Raw genomic sequence first — 17,893 nt, forward strand, 5'->3', positions numbered from 1 at the left:
GGCCTGCCGCAACGGCTCGACGGCGTCGTGGAAGTACTCCCACGCTTGCGCCATCAACCAATCCGGCGCACCGCCCGCCGCGATCCACGCGGTAGATCCGAGCCCCTCGCGCAGCTCCACGGGAAGCGACGCGGTCCGGACACGATGGCCGGTCAGCAGTCCGTAAGCCTTCACGTCCATGACGAAGGAATCCGGACTACTGCGCACCCACCCGTCCACGGTCGAAGGGAGCGGAATCGCGTAGTACGACGAGTCGACCTCGACGAGCGGAAACCGTTCGGCGTAGTACCGCAGCCGATCGGCTGGCCTGCGCACCCCAGGCGGATACCAACCCGAGGCGATCAGGTCCTTGTCGGCCCACCCCGCCGTCCCGACGAGGATAGACATCGCAGCCTCCTCCCGCGCAGCCCGCTGTCCACGCAGAATGCGCCAGCCCACGCGGAATCGCGCCGACCAAGCACACACCGACCGCCCAATCAAACGAGCCGCCCGTCGACCGAGTACCCCGCCACCGCGCGATTCAACGAGCGGCCCCGCCGACCGAGCACCGTCCGGCCGCGCAATCCAACGAGCCATGCCGCCGATCGAGTACCCTCCGACCGGGATCCAACGAGCCACGCGGCCGATCCGTCGCAATCGTGCTCGAGCGGCGGGCAGCGCGTACTTAGCACTTAGCCCACTCTCACACGCATGCCGCCCAAGTGCCCGCGGTCCGTAACCACCCCTACCGCCATCCCACCGCCTCAAGACTCGTGGGCCTGTTACTGGCACTCGCTGACGACCGGTCGGGGTGGCAGTTCGAACAGCGGGAGAGTCGCTCGGTGTCGAGGACGTACGTGACTCCGGCGAGACGCCCTTCTCCGATCTCCAGGACCTGCACGGCCCAGGGCTGTTCGGCGCCTTCGCGGCACTGCCGAACGCCAGCACCCGGGTGTCCGGGACCGGCCCCGACCCGCGCGCTCTCCGGCAACGTGTGCGGCTCGGCCTGAGGGCGCCGGCTGGCGAGGGCAAATCCATCGGACGAGCGCGACGCCGGCCGCCGTCGCTCATGTCGAGGCGCGACGTGGAGCTGGCGTTTCCGCTTAGACGGTCAGCTCGGCGGAAGCTCGCGAGGTTTGTCGGTCTTTGGCGCCGACTTCCGCTTGACCTGCACGCCGGCCCAGAACGCGATGCCGGTCACCCGCACAACCGGCGCGCCGGGCGGCGGTTGGCGGGTTGCCGGGATCTCGTCGTAGCCGCCCATGATGCCGACGCCTTCGAGGTGCACGTGAACGTCGTCGGGAACGATGATCTCGATGCCGCCCATCAAAGCGTTGGCCCGGATGACCGTCTCTTGTTGGGCGTAGGAGGCCTGACGCAGGTCGAGCACGACGCCGCCCCAGAACGCGAACGCGTTGTAGCGGGGCGGCACAACCCAAGTGCCCCGCCGCGTCGCGCCCGACATCACCGCGATCGACCAGCGCTTGCGGCTGGCTGTGCCGCCGACTCGCGCGGACATTGCGGCGGAGGCAGCACCAGGCGCGTAGGAAGCACCCGCGTCGGTGTCAGGCAGATCGCGGATGATCGGCTCGAGCTCCGCGTAGGTCTTCGCACCGTACGCCCGTTCAAGGCGCTCTTCGAGCTCGTCCATCGTCAGCCGTCCGTGCCCGGCCGCCACCCGAAGGCGCTCGGCGATCCGTTCCCGGTCGGCATCGGAGGCGCGCATTTCCAGCGCGGCGTTCGGGTCCTGGGCATCGGTCACGCCCGGATTCTAGTCTCGGGCCTGTCGGTCTTCATCCAGCGGGCACGCTGCGGGACGCAGGAGATTGACGCGATGGGCGCAGGACCGGCCGGACGCCACGGCTCGACGGCTCGACGGCTCGACGGCTCGACGGCTCGACGGCTCGACGGCTCGACGGCTCGACGGCTCGACGGCTCGACGGCTCGACGGCTCGACGGCTCGACGGCTCGACGGCTCGACGAGGGACGATACTGCGGCGACTCGAACGGACGCGCAGGACTCTTACGGTCAGGCGGCTATCCGGGCGGCGACAGCGCGCGCATGCGAGTCGGCGGCGGCGTGCGCCCCTGAGCGTATTTCCTTGGCCTTCGGGATCAGGTCGGCCATCGCCGGGTTGCGCTCGGCGAGGGTCAGTTCCGCCTTGATGAAGATCACGTCCAGGCCGAGCGCCTTGCCCAGGACGGTCTCCAGGTAGGGCTGCACGAAGTCCCAGCCCTCGCGCGGAGTACCAGGGCCGTAGCCGCCGCCGTAGGCCAGGATCACGGTCGCCGGCCTACCACCCAGCGGCGGCTGACCATCGAACGTCAGGGTCCGCCCGCCCTGGATGATCTGGTCGATCCAGGCCTTGAAGGTCGCCGGGACGCCCCAGTTGTACATGGGCACGGTGAACAGATACGCGTCGGCCTGTTCCACCTCGCTGATCAGCTCATCGCGCCGGGCCGCTGCGGCGGCCTGCTCAGCGGTCCGCTGCTCAGCGGGGATGAAGGCGGCACGGATGTCGGCCTCAGCGATCGGGGAGACCGGGGTGAGCCCGAGGTCCCGGTAGGTGACGACGCCGTCGGGATGCGCTTGCGCCCAGGCCGCACGAAAGGTCTCGGCGATCTCCTTGGAGACCGAGCCGGCCGACAGCGCGGACGAATCAATGTGCAGAAGGCGGGCCATGTCTGTACTCCTCGTGGACCTGGAGTTGATCTGCGAGACATCTTGTCTCTGAACAAGACTGTCTGTGATCCAGACTATTTGTCAAGCAGCAGATGTCGGGTATTATCGAAATCGGTGGATGCGGCCCGGATGGCCACGTCTTTGACGCGTCGCGGTATGGCATGGTGGTCGGCATGACACAGCTCGTGCCGGGGGATTTGCCCGCTGGCCTGGAAGACAACCTCGGCTGGTTGCTCTCCCAGTGCTTTCGGGCGTACGCCTCGGTGATGGACCGGGTGCTGGCGGACCTTCCGCACGGGCCGCGTGGCTACCAGGCACTTTCGGGTGCCGCGAACTGCAGCGCAGACAACCAGGCACAGCTGGCCAAGCAGCTCGGTGTGGACCGGACGGTGATGGTCTACCTGGTCGACGATCTCGAGCGGGCCGGGCTCGTCGAGCGGATTCCGGACCCGAACGACCGTCGCAGCAGGTTGATCCGTGCCACGCCGGCCGGGCACGACCGGCTGAGGGAGACCGAGGCGGCGATCAGCGTCGCCGAGGCCGAGTTGCTCGGGGCGCTCAGCGCGGACGACCAGGCCAGGCTGCGAAGCATGTTGCGCGAGATAGCCGCCCAGGTTTGCAGCGGCAAGTTCGAAGGCCCGTGCGGGGCGGCAGAAGCCGCGCAGGGCTGCACCGGCGGCGAGGGAATGACGGCGGCGGTCGGCCAGACCACTACCGCAGGCGAGTGACGCACGAACGCTGCGATAGCTGAGGGCACGCATCAACCGGCCTAGGGGGACCGCGCCACGACGAGGCCGGGGGCGAAGGCGCCCGACTTGCCGACTGTGGCCGTCCCCCCATCACCCCGCTGACCTCGACAGACGGGGCCGTGGGGCGCGCCTTTCACGCAGTGTGACAGGTCCGGTTTGACCGTTGCCCGCCAACACGGCATTGTCTTGCCACCGTTCATAGCTTTGAGAAGGTAGGCAATGGCCGATACGCCCACGGGTGAGGAGCTGCTCGCGATAGCCGCGGGCGGCTGGGGGTTCACCGATTCCACGTGGATCGACGGCTGGCAACTGCGCGCCGGCGGCGGCTTCACCCACCGCGCCAACTCGGCCTGGCCGGTGGGACCGCTCTCGCGTCCGCTGCCCGACGCGCTTGCCGCCGTTCGCGCCTGGTACGCCGAGCGCGAGCTCCCCGCCTTGATCCACATCGTCGCGGGTTCCGAGCTGGACCGCGAGATCGAAGGCCTCGGCCACGGCGAGATCTCGCACGGTGCGCTGCGCCAGACCGCCGACATCGACGACGTGCTCGATCTGTTGCTGGACGTCGCACCGATCGGGGTCAAGGAGACCTTCGCCGACGCGCCCGACGACCAGTGGCTCTCGCTCTACCGCTCCGGCCAGGCGCCGCCGGTCGCCCGCGAAATCCTCGGCTCCGGCGAAACCGTCCGCTACGCCAGCGTCTTCGACCCCGAGTCCGGCGCCGTGCTCGCGATCGGCCGCGCCGCCCTCGCCATGCGGCCAGGAGACGAGGGACCGGTGCGGTGGGCAGGGCTGGCCAGCATCGAGACCGCGCCCACCGCCCGCCGCCGCGGCCTGGCGAAGCTGGTCATCGACGGCCTGCTCGAGTGGGCCGCGGACGAGGGCGCTACGCACGCGTATCTCGAGGTCGGTGCCGACAACATACCGGCCCTCGCGCTCTACGAGTCGCTCGGCTTCACCACCCACCACGCTTACCATTACCGGGTGATCAGCTAGAGTCCGATCCGGTCGTTCGGCCGCGATCCCGGCCGGACGCCGGTTCGAGGCGTGAAGGGGCGGGCGATTGGCTGAGCGGTCCAAGTTCGACACCGTGGCGGAGCTGTACGCCGCTGGACGCCCCGACTATCCCGCCGAGCTGTACGACACCCTCGAGGCGATACTCGGGCGGCCGCTGGCCGGTGCGCACGCGGTGGACCTCGGGGCGGGCACCGGCATCGCCTCACGCCAGCTCGCCGCGCGCGGCGCCCGGGTGACCGCGCTCGAGCTGTCTGGGCCGATGATCGCCCAGCTCACCGCCGACTCAGCTGGCTCGGCTGGCGTGCGCCCCGTTCAAGGCAGCGCCACCGCGATACCCTTGCGCGACTCCTGCGCCGACTTGGTCACGTGCGCGCAGGCCTGGCACTGGATCGACCCGGCGCTCGGCATCCCCGAGTTCCTCCGCGTGCTGCGGCCCGGCGGTGTCTTCGGGGCCTGGTGGAATCGCACTCTGCGGGAACTGGACTGGGAGCGGGCGCAGGAGGCGAGGATCGACGCAGCCTGTGGCACGTGGGCGCAGGTGTACAGCCTGCCGACGGACTTCGACGAGCGCTATGAGCTGACAATCGCCAAATACGACTTCTTCTGGGACCGCCGCGTCATGGTCGACCGGCATCTGGAGAATCTGGCCTCGAAGTCTTACATCGCCGAGCTGCCGGACCCGGCCGCATTCATCGCCACCGAGCGCGAGCTGCTGCGCGAAGCCTTCCCGGACGGCCGGCTCACCGAACGGTTCGCCACCCATCTCATCGCCGTGCGCACTCCGGCCGACACCACCGCGGCGTGAAAACAAGCCTCGAAGACACCGCAGCTCGAAAACACGTTGCCGCGGTCCGCGGTATATGAGTTCATAGACCCCGGCGCGGCCGACGGCCCGGACGGTGCGGGCGGGCGCGCGCGGTACGTCGCTTCCACCAACGTACCGCGGACCGAGAGAGGAGACCTCCAGCGATGCAGCGCCATCACCCGCTCCGCTGTGGCAGGTCCCCTCGACGCAGGCGCCGGTAGTCCCCGACCGGCTCGGCCGCGCCCACCCACCTGCGAAGCGAGGGCGCCGCGGCCGCCGACGTCGCCGCGATTCCGCCCTCCTTCTCGCACGCTCCGAACCCGATCTTTCCGCGCTGAGCGCCGCGCGCACCGGCCGTAATTGCGTCGCGCCGCTGCGCCATGCGCGACGACAATGACCTTGGAGGTCTGACAACGATGGCCATGACCGAGCTGCCCGGACACCACGTGCCGATCCGCCTTTGGGCGGACCCCGCGACCGTGGAGCCTCAGGCACTCCAGCAGCTCTACAACGTCACCACGCTGCCTCAGGTCGCGGGCGTTGCGGTGATGCCTGACGTACACGTCGGGATCGGCGCGACGGTCGGCTCAGTCATCGCGATGCGCGGCGCCGTGTGCCCGGCGGCGGTCGGCGTGGACATCGGCTGCGGTATGTCCGCCGTGCGCACCGCCCTGACCGCGTCCGACCTGCCCGACGACCTGTCACGGCTGCGTTCGCGGATCGAGGCGGCGATCCCGGTCGGGCGCGGCGCTCACGCGAGCGCGGTGGACCCGACCCGTTTCCGCGGCTTCTCGGCGACCGGCTGGGCGGCGTTCTGGGCCCGGTTCGACTCGCTCGCGCCGCAGGTCAAGGCGCGGCGGGAGCGTGCGCTCGGGCAGATGGGGACGCTCGGCTCGGGAAACCACTTCATCGAGTTCTGCCTCGACGAGGAGGACCGGGTTTGGCTGATGCTGCACTCCGGGTCGCGCAACATCGGCAAGGAGCTGGCCGAGCACCACATCGGCGTCGCGCGGTCGCTCGCCCACAACCAGGGCCTGGTCGACCACGACCTGGCGGTGTTCCTCCAGCACACCCCGCAGATGGAGGCGTACCGGGCCGATCTGTTCTGGGCGCAGGAGTACGCGCGGCTGAACCGGGCCGTGATGATGGCGCTGTTCCAGCAGGTCGTGCGCAAGGAGTTCGCGAAGGCGCGGGCCGGGAACGGCGCGGCGGCCTTCGACGAGGTCATTTCCTGCCACCACAACTATGTCGCCGAGGAGGAGTACGACGGCGAGCCCCTGCTGGTCACCCGTAAGGGCGCGATCCGGGCCGGGCACGGCGAGTACGGGATCATCCCGGGGTCGATGGGAACGCGCTCATACATCGTGCGCGGCCTCGGCAACGCCGCGGCGTTCAACTCCGCCTCGCACGGGGCCGGGCGGGCGATGAGCCGGGGCCGGGCCAAGAAGGTGTTCACCACGCGGGACCTGGAGCAGCAGACCGCAGGGGTGGAGTGCCGGAAGGACTCCGGGGTGCTGGACGAGATCCCGGGCGCGTACAAGCCGATCGAGCAGGTGATGGCGGCTCAGACCGACCTGGTCGAGGTCGTCGCGCAGCTGCGGCAGGCGGTGTGCGTGAAGGGCTAGGTGCGCGAAGCGCTTAAGCGCACCTGTCGGCCGTGCGGACGGATCAGCCGGCTGGGGGGCTGATCCGGCCCCGGCGAAGAGCGAAGGGCGGCGTCACGAACGCCGCCCTTCGCGTGCTCGGCGGCCATTTACGTTCCGCCGTTTGAAACGGCACGCGAAGCGTCGCGCGCCGGCGCGTGCTGCACCTGCCGCTACTTCACCGGCTCAAGTACGACGATCGGGATCTCGCGGTCGGTGCGCGTCTGGTAGGCGTTGTAGTCCGGCCAGATCTGCGCCATCCGGTCCCACAGCCGCGCACGCTCCTCACCCTGCGCGACGCGCGCCCGCGCGGTCAGCTTCTCCGCTCCGACCTGGATACCGACCTCGGGGTGGTCGGCCAGGTTGAGGAACCAGGACGGGTGCTTCGGCGCGCCGCCCTTCGACGCCACGACGACGTAGTTGTCCCCGTCGCGGCCGTAGATCAGGGCCGTGCGGCGCCAAACCCCGGACTTGCGGCCGAGCACGGTCAGCAGCAGCGTCGGCACGCCTTCCTTCCACTCGTGCCCTTGCTCACCGCTGGACTCGACGTAGGCGCGGATGTGTTCGGCGACGAACGACGTCGGGCTGTCGACGACCTCGGCGGGATTGCGGTCCTCGCTCACGGATGCTCCTCCTTCTTGTGCGACGGCCATCGTAACCCCATGGGTGATCGCCCGCATTGTGATACAGGTTTGCTCACCAGATGAGAACACCTGCTACCGTCGAATCGTGGCACCGCCCTCGGGGACGAAGGAGTCTGACACGATGAACGGGAAGCCGGCCGTCTACACGCACGGTCACCACGAGTCTGTGCTGAGCTCTCACACCTGGCGCACCGCCGAGAACTCCGCGAAGTACCTGCTGCCCCGTCTCGGGCCCGGCATGACGCTGCTCGACGTCGGCTGCGGACCAGGCACGATCACCGCCGACCTGGCCGCGCTGGTCGCCCCCGGCCGCGTGGTCGCGATCGACGCCGCGCCTAGTGTGCTCGAGCAGGCCGCGCGCCACGCCGCCGAGGTCGGCCTCGCCGACCGGATCGAGTTCGCAGTCGGCGACGTGTACGCGCTCGACTATCCCGACGGCTCCTTCGACGTCGTCCACGCCCACCAGGTTCTGCAGCACCTCGGCGACCCGGTGGCAGCGCTGCGCGAGATGCGGAGGGTCTGCGCGCCGGGCGGCATCGTCGCGGCCCGGGACAGCGACTACAGCGGTTGGTTCTGGTACCCAGCCTCGGCCGTGCTGGACGACTGGCTCGAGCTGTTCCAGACGGTGACACGGGCCAACGGCGGCGAGCCGAACGCGGGCAGACGGCTGCACGCTTGGGCGCGCGAGGCCGGATTCGCGCAGGTGACCGCCTCGGCCTCGGTCTGGTGTTTCACCGGGGCCGAGCGGGAGTGGTGGGGCCGGATGTGGGCGCGAAGGGTCACGGAGTCCGACTTCGCCCGTAGCGCCGTGGCGGGAGGACACGCCGACGAGGCGGAGTTGGCGCGGCTGGCGGAGGGCTGGATCGCCTGGAGCACCGAGCCGGACGGATGGCTCGCGATCCCGCACGGCGAGATCACCGCGGCGAACGAGATTCACACTGGTCGCGTTGGGTGACCGGGGCGGCGGCGAGGCTCAGCTGCGCCGCGCGAGCGCCTGGTAGGCCGGGCGCAGCAGGTCCCGCACGTCGCGGCCCTCGACCTCGACGCCGACCGGTCCGAGGCGGTCGAGGATCGCCCCGACCGGCGCGGCGGTTGCATCAGGGTTCGTGTGCGGCGGCGCGGCCGGAAGCGGCGCGGGCAGCCGGGCCGCGCAGCTCCAATAGTGGTCGACGAGCTCGGCCAGCGCGGGCTCCTGCAGCCGACCGTCAGCCTCCTGCCACGCCTCCTCGTCGCGCAGTTCCTCGATCCGCCGCAGCAACTTCGCCCGGTCGCGCCCGCGCCAGGCGGTCATGGCGAACGGGTCCTCGTCGAAGAGCTCCGCCAGGATGTAACAGACCGCTGCGACGTGCTTGCACGGACGCATCATGTCAGGGCACGTGCAGTCGGTGCCGAACTCGCGGCGCACCGGGAAGAAGGTCAGATTGCACGCGGCGAAGACGTCTTCGATGCGCTCGGGCATCCGCCCGTCGAGCAGCGTCGCGGCGTACTCGGCGCTGCCAGCCAGCGCCCGCGCGACCCGCTCCCACTGCTCCGGAGTGTAGACATTGATATTGAGCAGCACGCTATACGGCTTGCGGCGGCTGCCCTGCACACTGGCCGCGACCTCGCCGGGTCGCACCGAGAGCTCGAGCACGTTGCCGGCCCGCGCGTAGGTGCGACCACGGCTCATCCGGGGGCCGTGCCCCATCCCTTCGAGCACTGCGATGAACCGCTGCGACCACCACGTCCCGCCGATCGGTCCACGCCGCGTGCGGGCCGCGATCCCGTCAGGCATCCTCTCCACCTCCTGGCGACGCCTCTATCCCGTCTTCCCTGTTCAGCCCTACCACTGCCGCTACTCCACGACCGCGTCGTCGGCCAGGCGCACCACGTCGCGCAGCTGCGCGACGGACAGCTCGGTCATCCAACCCTCGCCGCTGCCGACGATCCGCTCCGCCAGATCGCGCTTGTCCTCGATCACCTGGTCGATCCGCTCCTCCAGGGTGCCCGCGCACATCAGCTTGCGAACCTGGACGTCGCGGCGCTGGCCGATCCGGAACGCCCGGTCGGTGGCCTGGTCCTCGACCGCCGGGTTCCACCACCGGTCCACGTGCACGACGTGGTTCGCGGCGGTCAGGTTGAGGCCCACTCCCCCGGCCTTGAGGGAGAGGACGAACAGCGGCGGCCCGTCCGGCTCCTCGAAGCGTCGCACCATCGCGTCGCGGGACCGCTTGGGCACGCCGCCGTGCAGGAACGCCACCTCGCGCCCGAACCGCTCGGCCAGGTGGCCGCGCAGCATCGTGCCGAACTCCGCGTACTGGGTGAACAGCAGCGCCCGCTCCCCGGCGGCCAGCACCTCGTCGCAGAGCTCTTCAACCCGGGCCAGCTTCCCGGAACGGCCTGGCAGCCGGGAGCCGTCCTTGAGGAAGTGCGCGGGGTGGTTGCAGATCTGCTTGAGCCGGGTGAGCATCGCCAGCACCAGGCCGCGCCGAGCGATGCCCTCAGCCTCCGCGATCTCCCGCAGCAGCTCGTCGACAGTGGCCTGATAGAGCGAGGCCTGCTCCTTGGTGAGGTTGCACAGCACCTTCATCTCGACCTTGGCGGGCAGGTCGTCGATGATCGCCGGGTCGGTCTTCTCGCGGCGCAGCACGAACGCCCCGGTGGTCCGGCGCAGACGCGCGGCGGCGCGCTCGTCCCCGTCCCTCTCGATCGGGCGGGCGAAGCGCTCGCGGAAGGACTCGGCGGTGCCGAGCAGGCCGGGGTTGGCGAACTCCATGATCGCCCACAAGTCGGCCAATCGATTCTCCACCGGGGTGCCGGTCAGCGCGACGCGATGCGGGGCGGGCAGCGAGCGCACCGCGCGGGCCTGTTTCGTCGCAGCGTTCTTGATCGCCTGCGCCTCGTCGACGACGACCCGATGCCATGGCACGGTGGCGAGCTGCTCGCGGTCGCGCAGCGCCAAGCCGTACGTCGTGATCACCAGCTGCGCGCCCTCGACCGCGTCGCGGAACTCGGCGCCGGAGAGCCGCTCGGCGCCGTGGTGTACGTGTACTGACAACTCCGGAGTGAATCGCCCGGCCTCCCGCTGCCAGTTGGCGACCAGTGACATCGGGCAGATCAGCAGCGTGGGGGCGGCGGCCGCGGCCTCGTCCGCGCGCTCCGCTTCGAGCAGCGCGAGGATCTGGACGGTCTTGCCGAGGCCCATCGAATCGGCGAGCACCGCACCGAGTCCGATCTTCTCCATGAAGGAGAGCCAGCCGACGCCGCGCTCCTGGTATGGGCGCAGAACGGCGTGCATCCCGGGTGGGGCCGGCATCGGAGCGCACCGCAGATCCGGCGCGTCGGAGAGCAGGTCGCCGAGCCATCCGCCCGCCTCGACGCGCTCGAGTGGCAGCGCGTCGATGGCGTCATCGTCCAGGAGCGGGCCGGGCGCCGCGGATCCGGCGTCGAGGGCTGCAGGACCGAACATCGCCGCACGCAGGAACTCTCCGGCACGCAGCGTGCCCCCGCGCCGGTCGCCCAGCGCCTTGAGCCCGGCCGACAGCTTGTCCCGGTCGACCTCGACCCATTTGCCGCGCAGCTGGACCAGCCCGCTCTTCGCGTCGGCCAGCGCGCGGAACTCGTCGTCGGTCAGCTTCTGGCCGCCGAGCGAGACCTCCCAGCGGTAGTCGACGAGGTCATCGAGGCCGAACCCGGACTGCTTGCGCACCATGCCGGGCTGTTCGGCCTTTTCCTGCTCGCGTGCGGGCGCGCCGGTCAGCGTCAGGGCGAGCTCCGCGCGCCCGGCGGACCACCAGGACGGGAGCAGGACGCCGAAGCCGTTTCCGGCCAGGGCCGGGGCGATGCGGGTGAGAAAGTCGTACGCGCCGTCATCGTCGAGCACGACTTCGGTCGGCGCGGGTTGCCGCAGCGCGAGGCCGAGCGCGGGGAAGACTCGCGAGGCCCGCCCGAGTCCGGCGAGCAGATCCTGGCGCGGCTGTGCACCGGCCGCGCGCAGCAGCCGAGCCGCGCCCTTGCGCCGCCACACCTCGTCGGCGGACGCGAGCAGCGAAGGATCCTCCGTCGACTGAAGCAGCAGTTCGACGACCCACCGCGAGCCGATGCCCGCGATTCCGGGCCGCCTGCTGGCCGGATCCGAGGCCTCATCCGCATCTTCGATCTCTGCGCCCGACGCGATCGGGTATTCCAGCCCGGCTGGTTCGTCCGGAGCGACCAGCCTGAAGCAGGTGCGTACGGGCCCTGTGACAGTTCGGTAATGCTCGCGCCAGTCCGCCAGGTCTTGGGCGAATCGAGCGGCGGCGCGCTCGTCCAGCTCGTCTAGATCGAGCCGTCCACCGGACGCGGCGGCGAGCGCGTCGAGCCAGAGGGCTGCGGCGCTCGGCTTCATCCGGCTGCGCAACGAACGAACGGGCGTGAGCGGCTCGCCGTGCAGACCGTGCGGACCGGTGAGCGCCGCTGCGGCGTAGGCGTCGACGAGCGCCCCAACCGCTCCGTCGAGCACATCCGCGGCAACCCGGCCGACCGGCTCGGCACCCAACTGCTGGGCGCGGAAGACCGGCGGCATCGCGTCGATCAGAGCTTTGCGATGTGCGGCGGTTTCCAGCGAGTAGGCAGGGCGCCAGGACGCGCGATAGGCGCCTGTGTCCTCGTCATGCTCCACCTCGGGCAGAACTTCGCCGCGCCGCACCAGCGCGTCGGCGAACTGCGCGACGGCGGCGGCGTAGCGGACGGTGTCGGCCAAGGGGATGTCCGTCTCGGCCCCGGACGCATCGAACGTGGCCAGCCGGTCGCCCTCGAGAGCGGCGAGCAATGCGGCGCCGTCGCGTGGCCCAAGCGCGACGGTCGGCACGATCCACGCACGCAACGCGTCGGCCTCCGCTTCCAGGCCGTCCGCGAGAAAGCGCGCGAAGCTGAGGGACGGGGCCGGGCCGCGCAGGTGCGAGGGCAGGGCCAGCGGGACGCTACCGCGCAGGTCTGCGCCCGATGTGGCGGCAGCAATGTCGCCACCCGCGGCGGCTAGCAGAGCTGCGACAACCGCCGGCTCGGCCGCGAACGGATGCCGCGCGAGCCTTCCGGGCAGTTCCGGCCGGCCGGAGCCGCCGTTCTCGGCCGCGATCTGCTCCGCAGCACCGCCTTGCTCCGCCCAGCCGTCCGTGAGCGGGCGGCCGGAATCCTCGGCCCACAGCTCCCAGGAACCAGCCTCAGTAAACAGGGCGTGCAGTACGTACACGGCGGGGCATGCTCCTCAGCTGCACCACTTGAGTACCGAAAAGAGTACAAAATCCCAGCTTAGTCGAGCCGGGAGCCCTCCTCGGTCACTCGTCGCGATTCGCTAGAAGCCGCTCGACGGTGGCGACCTTCGTGGTGAGCGCGTCGGCCACGCCGGGCCGGATGTCCGCCTTGAGCACCAGGCTCACCCGCCCCGCGCCCACCGCCTGCACCGCCTCGCAGGCGCGTTTGACCACGTCGAGGACCTCGTCCCAGTCGCCCTCGAGTGTGGTGAACATCGCATCGGTGCGATTGGGCAGCCCTGACTCGCGGACGACCCGGACCGCGTCCGCGACGTACGCGCCGACGTCCTCCCCGACTCCGATGGGTGTGACCGAGAACGCGACCAACATCTAGATGACCTCCCGTTACCGCCTCAGCTGACCGATTCCACCCAACCAGACACGGCGACCGAACGGACCGCCGGGGTCGGCGGCACGCGGACGGCCCGCCGGTCGAGTTATCGTCAGTTCGACGCCAACTGAACGGGCGGGCCGCCAAAGGGTGTTAGTCGGTTCAGCGCGTCAGAATCAGAACGCGCCTGTGCCGTCCGGTGTGCCCCAGCCGGTCGGGCCGTCGTACCCGACCTCTGCGGTGCACAGGTAGGCCGGGCTGCACGTCGCCGTGGAGCCCGCGGTCACGTCGAACAGCGACGAGGTGTGGCTGTACGGGTACGAACCATACGTGATCGACGACGTATTGCCGGCGAGCGCGTATACGGACGCGATGATCGGCGAAGAGGCGCTCGTCCCGCCGACCTGGACCCAGCCGTCCGCACCGGACGCGAGCCCGAACTCAAGCAGGATGTCGCAGAAGGCGCCGCCTCCGCAGCTGTTGTAGGTGTCGTAGACGGCGACGCCGGTCGCCGGGTCCGCGACCGCCGAGACGTCCGCGACGGTCCGGTTCGCGCAGCCGGTGTCCTTCTGCCACGCCGGTTTCGGTTCGAACGCCGAGCAGCCGGAGCCGGTGCCCTCGGTGGACGACGTGGACCAGACCTTCTCAGTCCAGCCGCGCGAGTTCGAGGCCGTAGACAGGCTGGTGCCGCCCACCGCGGTCACGTACTGCGAGGATGCCGGCCAGATGACGCCGTAGCCGGAGTCGCCCGAACTCGCGGTGATCGCGACGCCGGAGTGCTTGAAGTAGCTGGCGTCGGAGGCGGTGATGGTCGAGTCCTCACTTTCTCCCCAACTGTTGGATATGGCGACGACGCCACTGGTCGCGGCCGCCGTGTTCTCCGCCGTGCCGAGGTCCGCGGTGGTCGCCGACGAGGCCTCGACCAAGAGGATGCGGCAGTTCGGGCATATCGCCGACACCATGTCCAGGTCCAGCGACTCTTCCTCGGCCCAGCCGTAGTCCGTCGTCGGCAGCGACGACGTCGAGCCGGTCTCGCTTTCCTTCTTGAAGCAGCCGTTGGCGACGGTGCACGCCGGGAGGCTGTAAGCGCTCCGATACGTCGCCAGGTCGGAGGCGGCGTTCGGGTCGTCGAAAGCGTCCACGATCGCGACGGTCTCGGAGCTGCTGCCGGTGGCGGTCAGCTTGTAGGCGGCGCGCAGCTGCGACGGAACGTAACCGACGCTGCTTGGGCTGCCGGTCAGCTCGGGCCGGGGCGCGGCGGAGCCGTGCGCGGCGCGCTTGCCGACGTAGCCGAGGCAGTGCATCACGCCTGGTGACGTAGCGGTGTTGCAGCCGAAGTTCTGCACGTGAAGCGATGTGGCCGTGGATTGGGCGGCGCCGGCAGCCTGCGCCGACTGGCCGGTTGATCTTGCCTGCGCCGCGCTGGCGGCACCGAACGCAGCGAGGCTGGCCGCGGTAAAGACGGCGAGCAGCCTCAGGACGTTTGCGCGGGGACGGAATCGATTGAGCTTGAGATCCATGGGTACTCCCGTTCGGTTCGACGGGGGATCAGGAGCCTGTGGGTCAGGACCCCTGTCTGTGCACCATGAATGCCTAACCCGGCCGCCGTCAACAGGTTGTGCGACGTCGCAGTTGACGGCGCTGACAGCGCCCGCGGGTCACTCGCCGCGCGCCTCCAGCCACCGCGCGATCCCCGAGACATTTGCTGCCGCGGACGACAAACCCTCGAACTTCGCCGCTTCCTCTGGCCTGGCCGCGAGCCCGGCGTAGCGGTCCTTGACCCGGTCGCGCACCATGGCGACGGCGTGGTCAAGGTCGAATTCGGCGCCGCGGCCGGCCCCGTCGCGCCGGGCGTCGCGCACCGCCTCGACCCAGACCCGCATCTCCTCTTCCGCCCGCGCGAGCGAGTCGTCGACCCGGGAGATCGGCCCGTAATGCGAGAAGAGCAGCCGTTGCGCGCCCAGATCCCGCATCCGGTGCAGCGAGGCCACCGCGAGATCGAGGTCGAAGTCCGGCGGCGGCGTCCCCGGCATCATCTCGCCCATGTCGCCACCCGGTCCCAGCCCCGTCCGCGCGTCGGCCCCTTCGTCCGGGATATACAGCCCCGCCGCGTCTCCGACGTACAAGTCCCCGGTCGCCGAGTCCACCAGCCCGAGGTGATGCCGCGCATGACCCGGCGTGTGGTAGGCCCGCAGCTGCCGGCCTCCGCCGAGATCGACCGACCCCACGTCTCCGATCGCCTGGATCCGGGCGGCGTCCGTGGGCAGCAACTCGCCGAACAGCTCGTCCATCACGGGCCCGAACACCCGTCGGGCGCTGGCCATCAGCTTGGACGGGTCGGCGAGATGCCGCGCACCCGTGTCCTGAACGACGATCTGCGCCTTCGGGAACGCCGCGGCCAAGTCCCCGACCCCACCCGCGTGGTCCAAGTGAATATGGGTGACCACGATGGTCGCCAGATCCTCCGCCCCCACCCCCAGCCGCCCCAGGGCCTCGCGCACGACCGGCGCGGACGTCGCAGTCCCGGTCTCGACCAGGCACGGCCGGTCTCCCAAGATCGCGTACGCCGCGACGATGCCGTCGAATCCGGACATCGCCGTGTCGATTAGATGGACGTCCGCCCCGAGCTCTCGAACCTCGCGCATGACCCCAACTTACCCGCCCGACCGCCACCACCCCACCCCTGTTCTCGTCAACTTGACGATAACCCCTTCGACCCCCTACGCTCGCCTCGCCCGTCACTCAAGTCTTCGGGGGAAATCAGTGGCCATCATCACCAAGCGCCCGTTCATCAGCCACTTCAGGGGCGGCCCGACCGACCACGTCGTGCACGTCAAGCGAGGCAAGACCGCCCACGCGGGCACCGGCCAGTCGTTCTGGTTCCGTCCGCTCGCCGCGGTGCTCTCCGAGATCCCGGTGGACGACCGCGAGCTGCCGCTGCTCTTCCGCGGCCGGACCTCCGACTTCCAGGAGATCTCGGTCCAGGCCTCAGTCACCTTCCGCTTCTCCGATCCCGACCGCGCCGCCCGCCGCCTCGACTTCGCGCTCGACCCGACGACTGGCATTTGGCGTGGCACCCCGCTCGACCAGGTCGCCACGCTACTCACAGAGCTCGCTCAGCAGCACGCTCTCGCGCTGCTTGCGTCCATGGACCTCGGGGCCGCGCTCACCGACGCCACCGCCGCCGTGCGTAGCCGCCTGTCCGAGACCCTGACCGGCAACGACCTGCTGTCCGACACGGGTATCGGCATCATCGACGTGCGCGTCCTCGCAGTGCGCCCCGACGCCGAGGTCGAGCGCGCCCTGCGCACCCCCGCGCGCGAACGGATCCAACAAGAAGCAGATCGCGCGGGCTTCGAGCGGCGCGCCCTCGCGGTCGAGCGGGAGCGGGCGATCGCGGAGAACGAGCTGCAGAGCCGGATCGAGCTGGCGATCCGCGAGGAGCAGCTCGTCGCCCGCCAAGGGGCCAACGACCGCCGCCGCGCCGACGAAGCAGCAGCGGCAGCGCGCATCGCCGCAGTCGCGGAGGCCGACCGCACGCGGCTCAAGGCGGAGGCGGCAGCCGAGGAGACACGAGCCCTCGGCGCGGCGGAGGCCGAGGCGGACGCGGCCCGGATCAACGTCTACGCCGACGTCGACCCGCGCATCCTCGTCGCGCTTGCCACCCGCACCCTCGCGGCCAACCTCCCGCGCATCGGCAGCGTAAACCTGACCCCCGACGTCGTCTCCGCCGCGCTGACCCGGCTCGCCTCTCCCCCGGCCTCCACTCCCTCCCCGACCTCCTCGCCCACCCCGCCGCCCACCCGGTGATCCACATGTCTGATGGTCCTCACCTCACCCCCCGAGTCGTCCTGGTCCATCGCCGCACCGAGCGGGAGGAGATCATCCGCCAGTCCGGGACCTGGGGCCAGGCACAGTACCTCCAGCGCTCGCAAGGCGTCTCCCTCGAGGCTGTCCAGGAGGCGCACGACCTGACCAACCGGGCGCTTCAGACGGTCTCGGCCGCGATCCCGTCAGCGTGGCGCAGGGCGTCCGCAGAGCGGGCCGACCTCGACCGCTTCCTGTTCGAACCAGACGACATCGTGGTCATCGTCGGCCAAGACGGCCTGGTCGCGAACACCGCGAAGTACCTGACAAACCAGCCGGTGATCGGCGTCAACCCGAACCCGGCCCGCCCCGCCGTCCTCGCGACGCACAGCCCGGACCGCTGCCGCCAAATACTCGCCCTGGTGGCGGACGGCCGGGCGCAAACCCAGCGCCGCACCATGGTCGCCGCCACGACGAGCGACGGCCAGGAGCTCACTGCGCTCAACGAGATCTACCTCGGCCACCCCAGCCACCAGTCGTCCCGCTACGAACTACGCCTCCCCGACGGCCGCACCGAGCCCCAATCGTCGTCCGGCGTCCTGGTCGGCACAGGCACTGGCGCCACCGGCTGGCTGCTCTCAGTCGCCAGACAGCGGTCCCGCACGCCCAAGGAAACCGAGACCACGATGGATGCGGAGCCGGGGATGAACACGGAGCTGGAGATGGATGCGGAGCTGGAGTCCCCGCCCCTCCCCACCCCCGAATCCCCCAACCTAGCCTGGTTCGTCCGCGAGGCATGGCCCTCCCCAACCACCGGCGCCCAACTCACCGCCGGCACTATCGCCCCAGGTCAAAGCCTCCAGCTCCAAGTCCACAGCGAAGAAATGACCATTTTCGGCGACGGCATCGAGTCCGACCACCTCTCCCCCACCTGGGGCCAAACCATCACTGTCACCTTGTCCCCCAAG

General features: G+C 70.2%; 16 protein-coding genes. 7 read left to right on the plus strand and 9 right to left on the minus strand.

Annotation, left to right across the window (positions count from 1 at the left end; genetic code table 11):
* The 3 genes from VGZ32_RS23945 to VGZ32_RS23955 form a co-directional block, all read right to left on the minus strand.
* A partial coding sequence (locus tag VGZ32_RS23945) for a DUF72 domain-containing protein (protein WP_326888427.1) occupies positions 1-387 on the minus strand: 387 nt, incomplete at its 3' end.
* 703 nt (positions 388-1,090) lie between these two features.
* Positions 1,091-1,741, minus strand: coding sequence for a DUF1707 SHOCT-like domain-containing protein (locus VGZ32_RS23950; protein WP_326888428.1), 651 nt, complete (start codon positions 1,739-1,741; stop codon positions 1,091-1,093).
* Between the two features lie 267 nt (positions 1,742-2,008).
* Positions 2,009-2,662: an FMN-dependent NADH-azoreductase gene (locus tag VGZ32_RS23955; protein WP_326888429.1), complete on the minus strand. Its 654-nt coding sequence runs from the start codon at positions 2,660-2,662 to the stop codon at positions 2,009-2,011.
* Positions 2,663-2,835: 173 nt separating this feature from the next.
* Between VGZ32_RS23955 and VGZ32_RS23960 the strand changes: the two genes are divergently transcribed.
* The 4 genes from VGZ32_RS23960 to VGZ32_RS23975 all read left to right on the plus strand — a co-directional run bounded on the left by VGZ32_RS23960 (position 2,836) and on the right by VGZ32_RS23975 (position 6,855).
* Positions 2,836-3,390: a MarR family transcriptional regulator gene (locus tag VGZ32_RS23960; protein ID WP_326888430.1), complete on the plus strand. Its 555-nt coding sequence runs from the start codon at positions 2,836-2,838 to the stop codon at positions 3,388-3,390.
* Positions 3,391-3,630: 240 nt separating this feature from the next.
* Positions 3,631-4,404, plus strand: a complete 774-nt coding sequence (locus tag VGZ32_RS23965) for a GNAT family N-acetyltransferase (RefSeq protein WP_326888431.1) — start codon at positions 3,631-3,633, stop codon at positions 4,402-4,404.
* 67 nt (positions 4,405-4,471) lie between these two features.
* Positions 4,472-5,230, plus strand: a complete 759-nt coding sequence (locus VGZ32_RS23970; protein WP_326888433.1) for a class I SAM-dependent methyltransferase — start codon at positions 4,472-4,474, stop codon at positions 5,228-5,230.
* Between the two features lie 416 nt (positions 5,231-5,646).
* Positions 5,647-6,855 (plus strand): RtcB family protein, encoded by a 1,209-nt coding sequence (locus tag VGZ32_RS23975; RefSeq protein ID WP_326888434.1) that lies wholly within the window; start codon positions 5,647-5,649, stop codon positions 6,853-6,855.
* A 191-nt stretch (positions 6,856-7,046) separates the two neighbouring features.
* Here the strand turns inward: VGZ32_RS23975 and VGZ32_RS23980 are convergent, their stop codons facing one another.
* Positions 7,047-7,496 carry a nitroreductase family deazaflavin-dependent oxidoreductase gene (locus VGZ32_RS23980; RefSeq protein WP_326888435.1) on the minus strand — a complete coding sequence of 150 codons (450 nt, stop codon included), beginning with the start codon at positions 7,494-7,496 and terminating at the stop codon, positions 7,047-7,049.
* A 142-nt stretch (positions 7,497-7,638) separates the two neighbouring features.
* On the opposite strand from VGZ32_RS23980, the gene VGZ32_RS23985 reads away from it, so the two are divergent.
* The gene (locus VGZ32_RS23985; RefSeq protein ID WP_326888436.1) at positions 7,639-8,472 is read left to right on the plus strand and encodes a class I SAM-dependent methyltransferase; all 834 of its coding nucleotides are present in this window, start codon (positions 7,639-7,641) and stop codon (positions 8,470-8,472) included.
* 18 nt (positions 8,473-8,490) lie between these two features.
* On the opposite strand, the gene VGZ32_RS23990 is transcribed toward VGZ32_RS23985, so the two are convergent.
* The 5 genes from VGZ32_RS23990 to VGZ32_RS24010 form a co-directional block, all read right to left on the minus strand.
* Positions 8,491-9,291, minus strand: coding sequence for an SWIM zinc finger family protein (locus VGZ32_RS23990; RefSeq protein WP_326888437.1), 801 nt, complete (start codon positions 9,289-9,291; stop codon positions 8,491-8,493).
* A 60-nt stretch (positions 9,292-9,351) separates the two neighbouring features.
* Complete coding sequence (locus VGZ32_RS23995; protein WP_326888438.1) at positions 9,352-12,726, minus strand: DEAD/DEAH box helicase; 3,375 nt, start codon at positions 12,724-12,726, stop codon at positions 9,352-9,354.
* An 85-nt stretch (positions 12,727-12,811) separates the two neighbouring features.
* Positions 12,812-13,117: an MTH1187 family thiamine-binding protein gene (locus tag VGZ32_RS24000; protein WP_326888439.1), complete on the minus strand. Its 306-nt coding sequence runs from the start codon at positions 13,115-13,117 to the stop codon at positions 12,812-12,814.
* A 177-nt stretch (positions 13,118-13,294) separates the two neighbouring features.
* Entirely contained in the window at positions 13,295-14,638 is a 1,344-nt protein-coding gene (locus VGZ32_RS24005; RefSeq protein WP_326888440.1) for a S53 family peptidase, read from the minus strand.
* A gap of 138 nt (positions 14,639-14,776) precedes the next feature.
* The gene (locus VGZ32_RS24010) at positions 14,777-15,763 is read right to left on the minus strand and encodes an MBL fold metallo-hydrolase (protein ID WP_326888441.1); all 987 of its coding nucleotides are present in this window, start codon (positions 15,761-15,763) and stop codon (positions 14,777-14,779) included.
* A gap of 118 nt (positions 15,764-15,881) precedes the next feature.
* Between VGZ32_RS24010 and VGZ32_RS24015 the strand changes: the two genes are divergently transcribed.
* Both VGZ32_RS24015 and VGZ32_RS24020 read left to right on the plus strand, forming a co-directional pair.
* Positions 15,882-16,928, plus strand: coding sequence for an SPFH domain-containing protein (locus VGZ32_RS24015; protein WP_326888442.1), 1,047 nt, complete (start codon positions 15,882-15,884; stop codon positions 16,926-16,928).
* A gap of 5 nt (positions 16,929-16,933) precedes the next feature.
* Positions 16,934-17,893: hypothetical protein (locus VGZ32_RS24020; protein WP_326888443.1), on the plus strand; the 960-nt coding region annotated here is incomplete at its 3' end.

The organism is Actinocrinis sp. (genome assembly GCF_035938995.1).
In the GTDB taxonomy this organism is placed as follows: Bacteria; Actinomycetota; Actinomycetes; order Streptomycetales; family Catenulisporaceae; genus DASZGI01.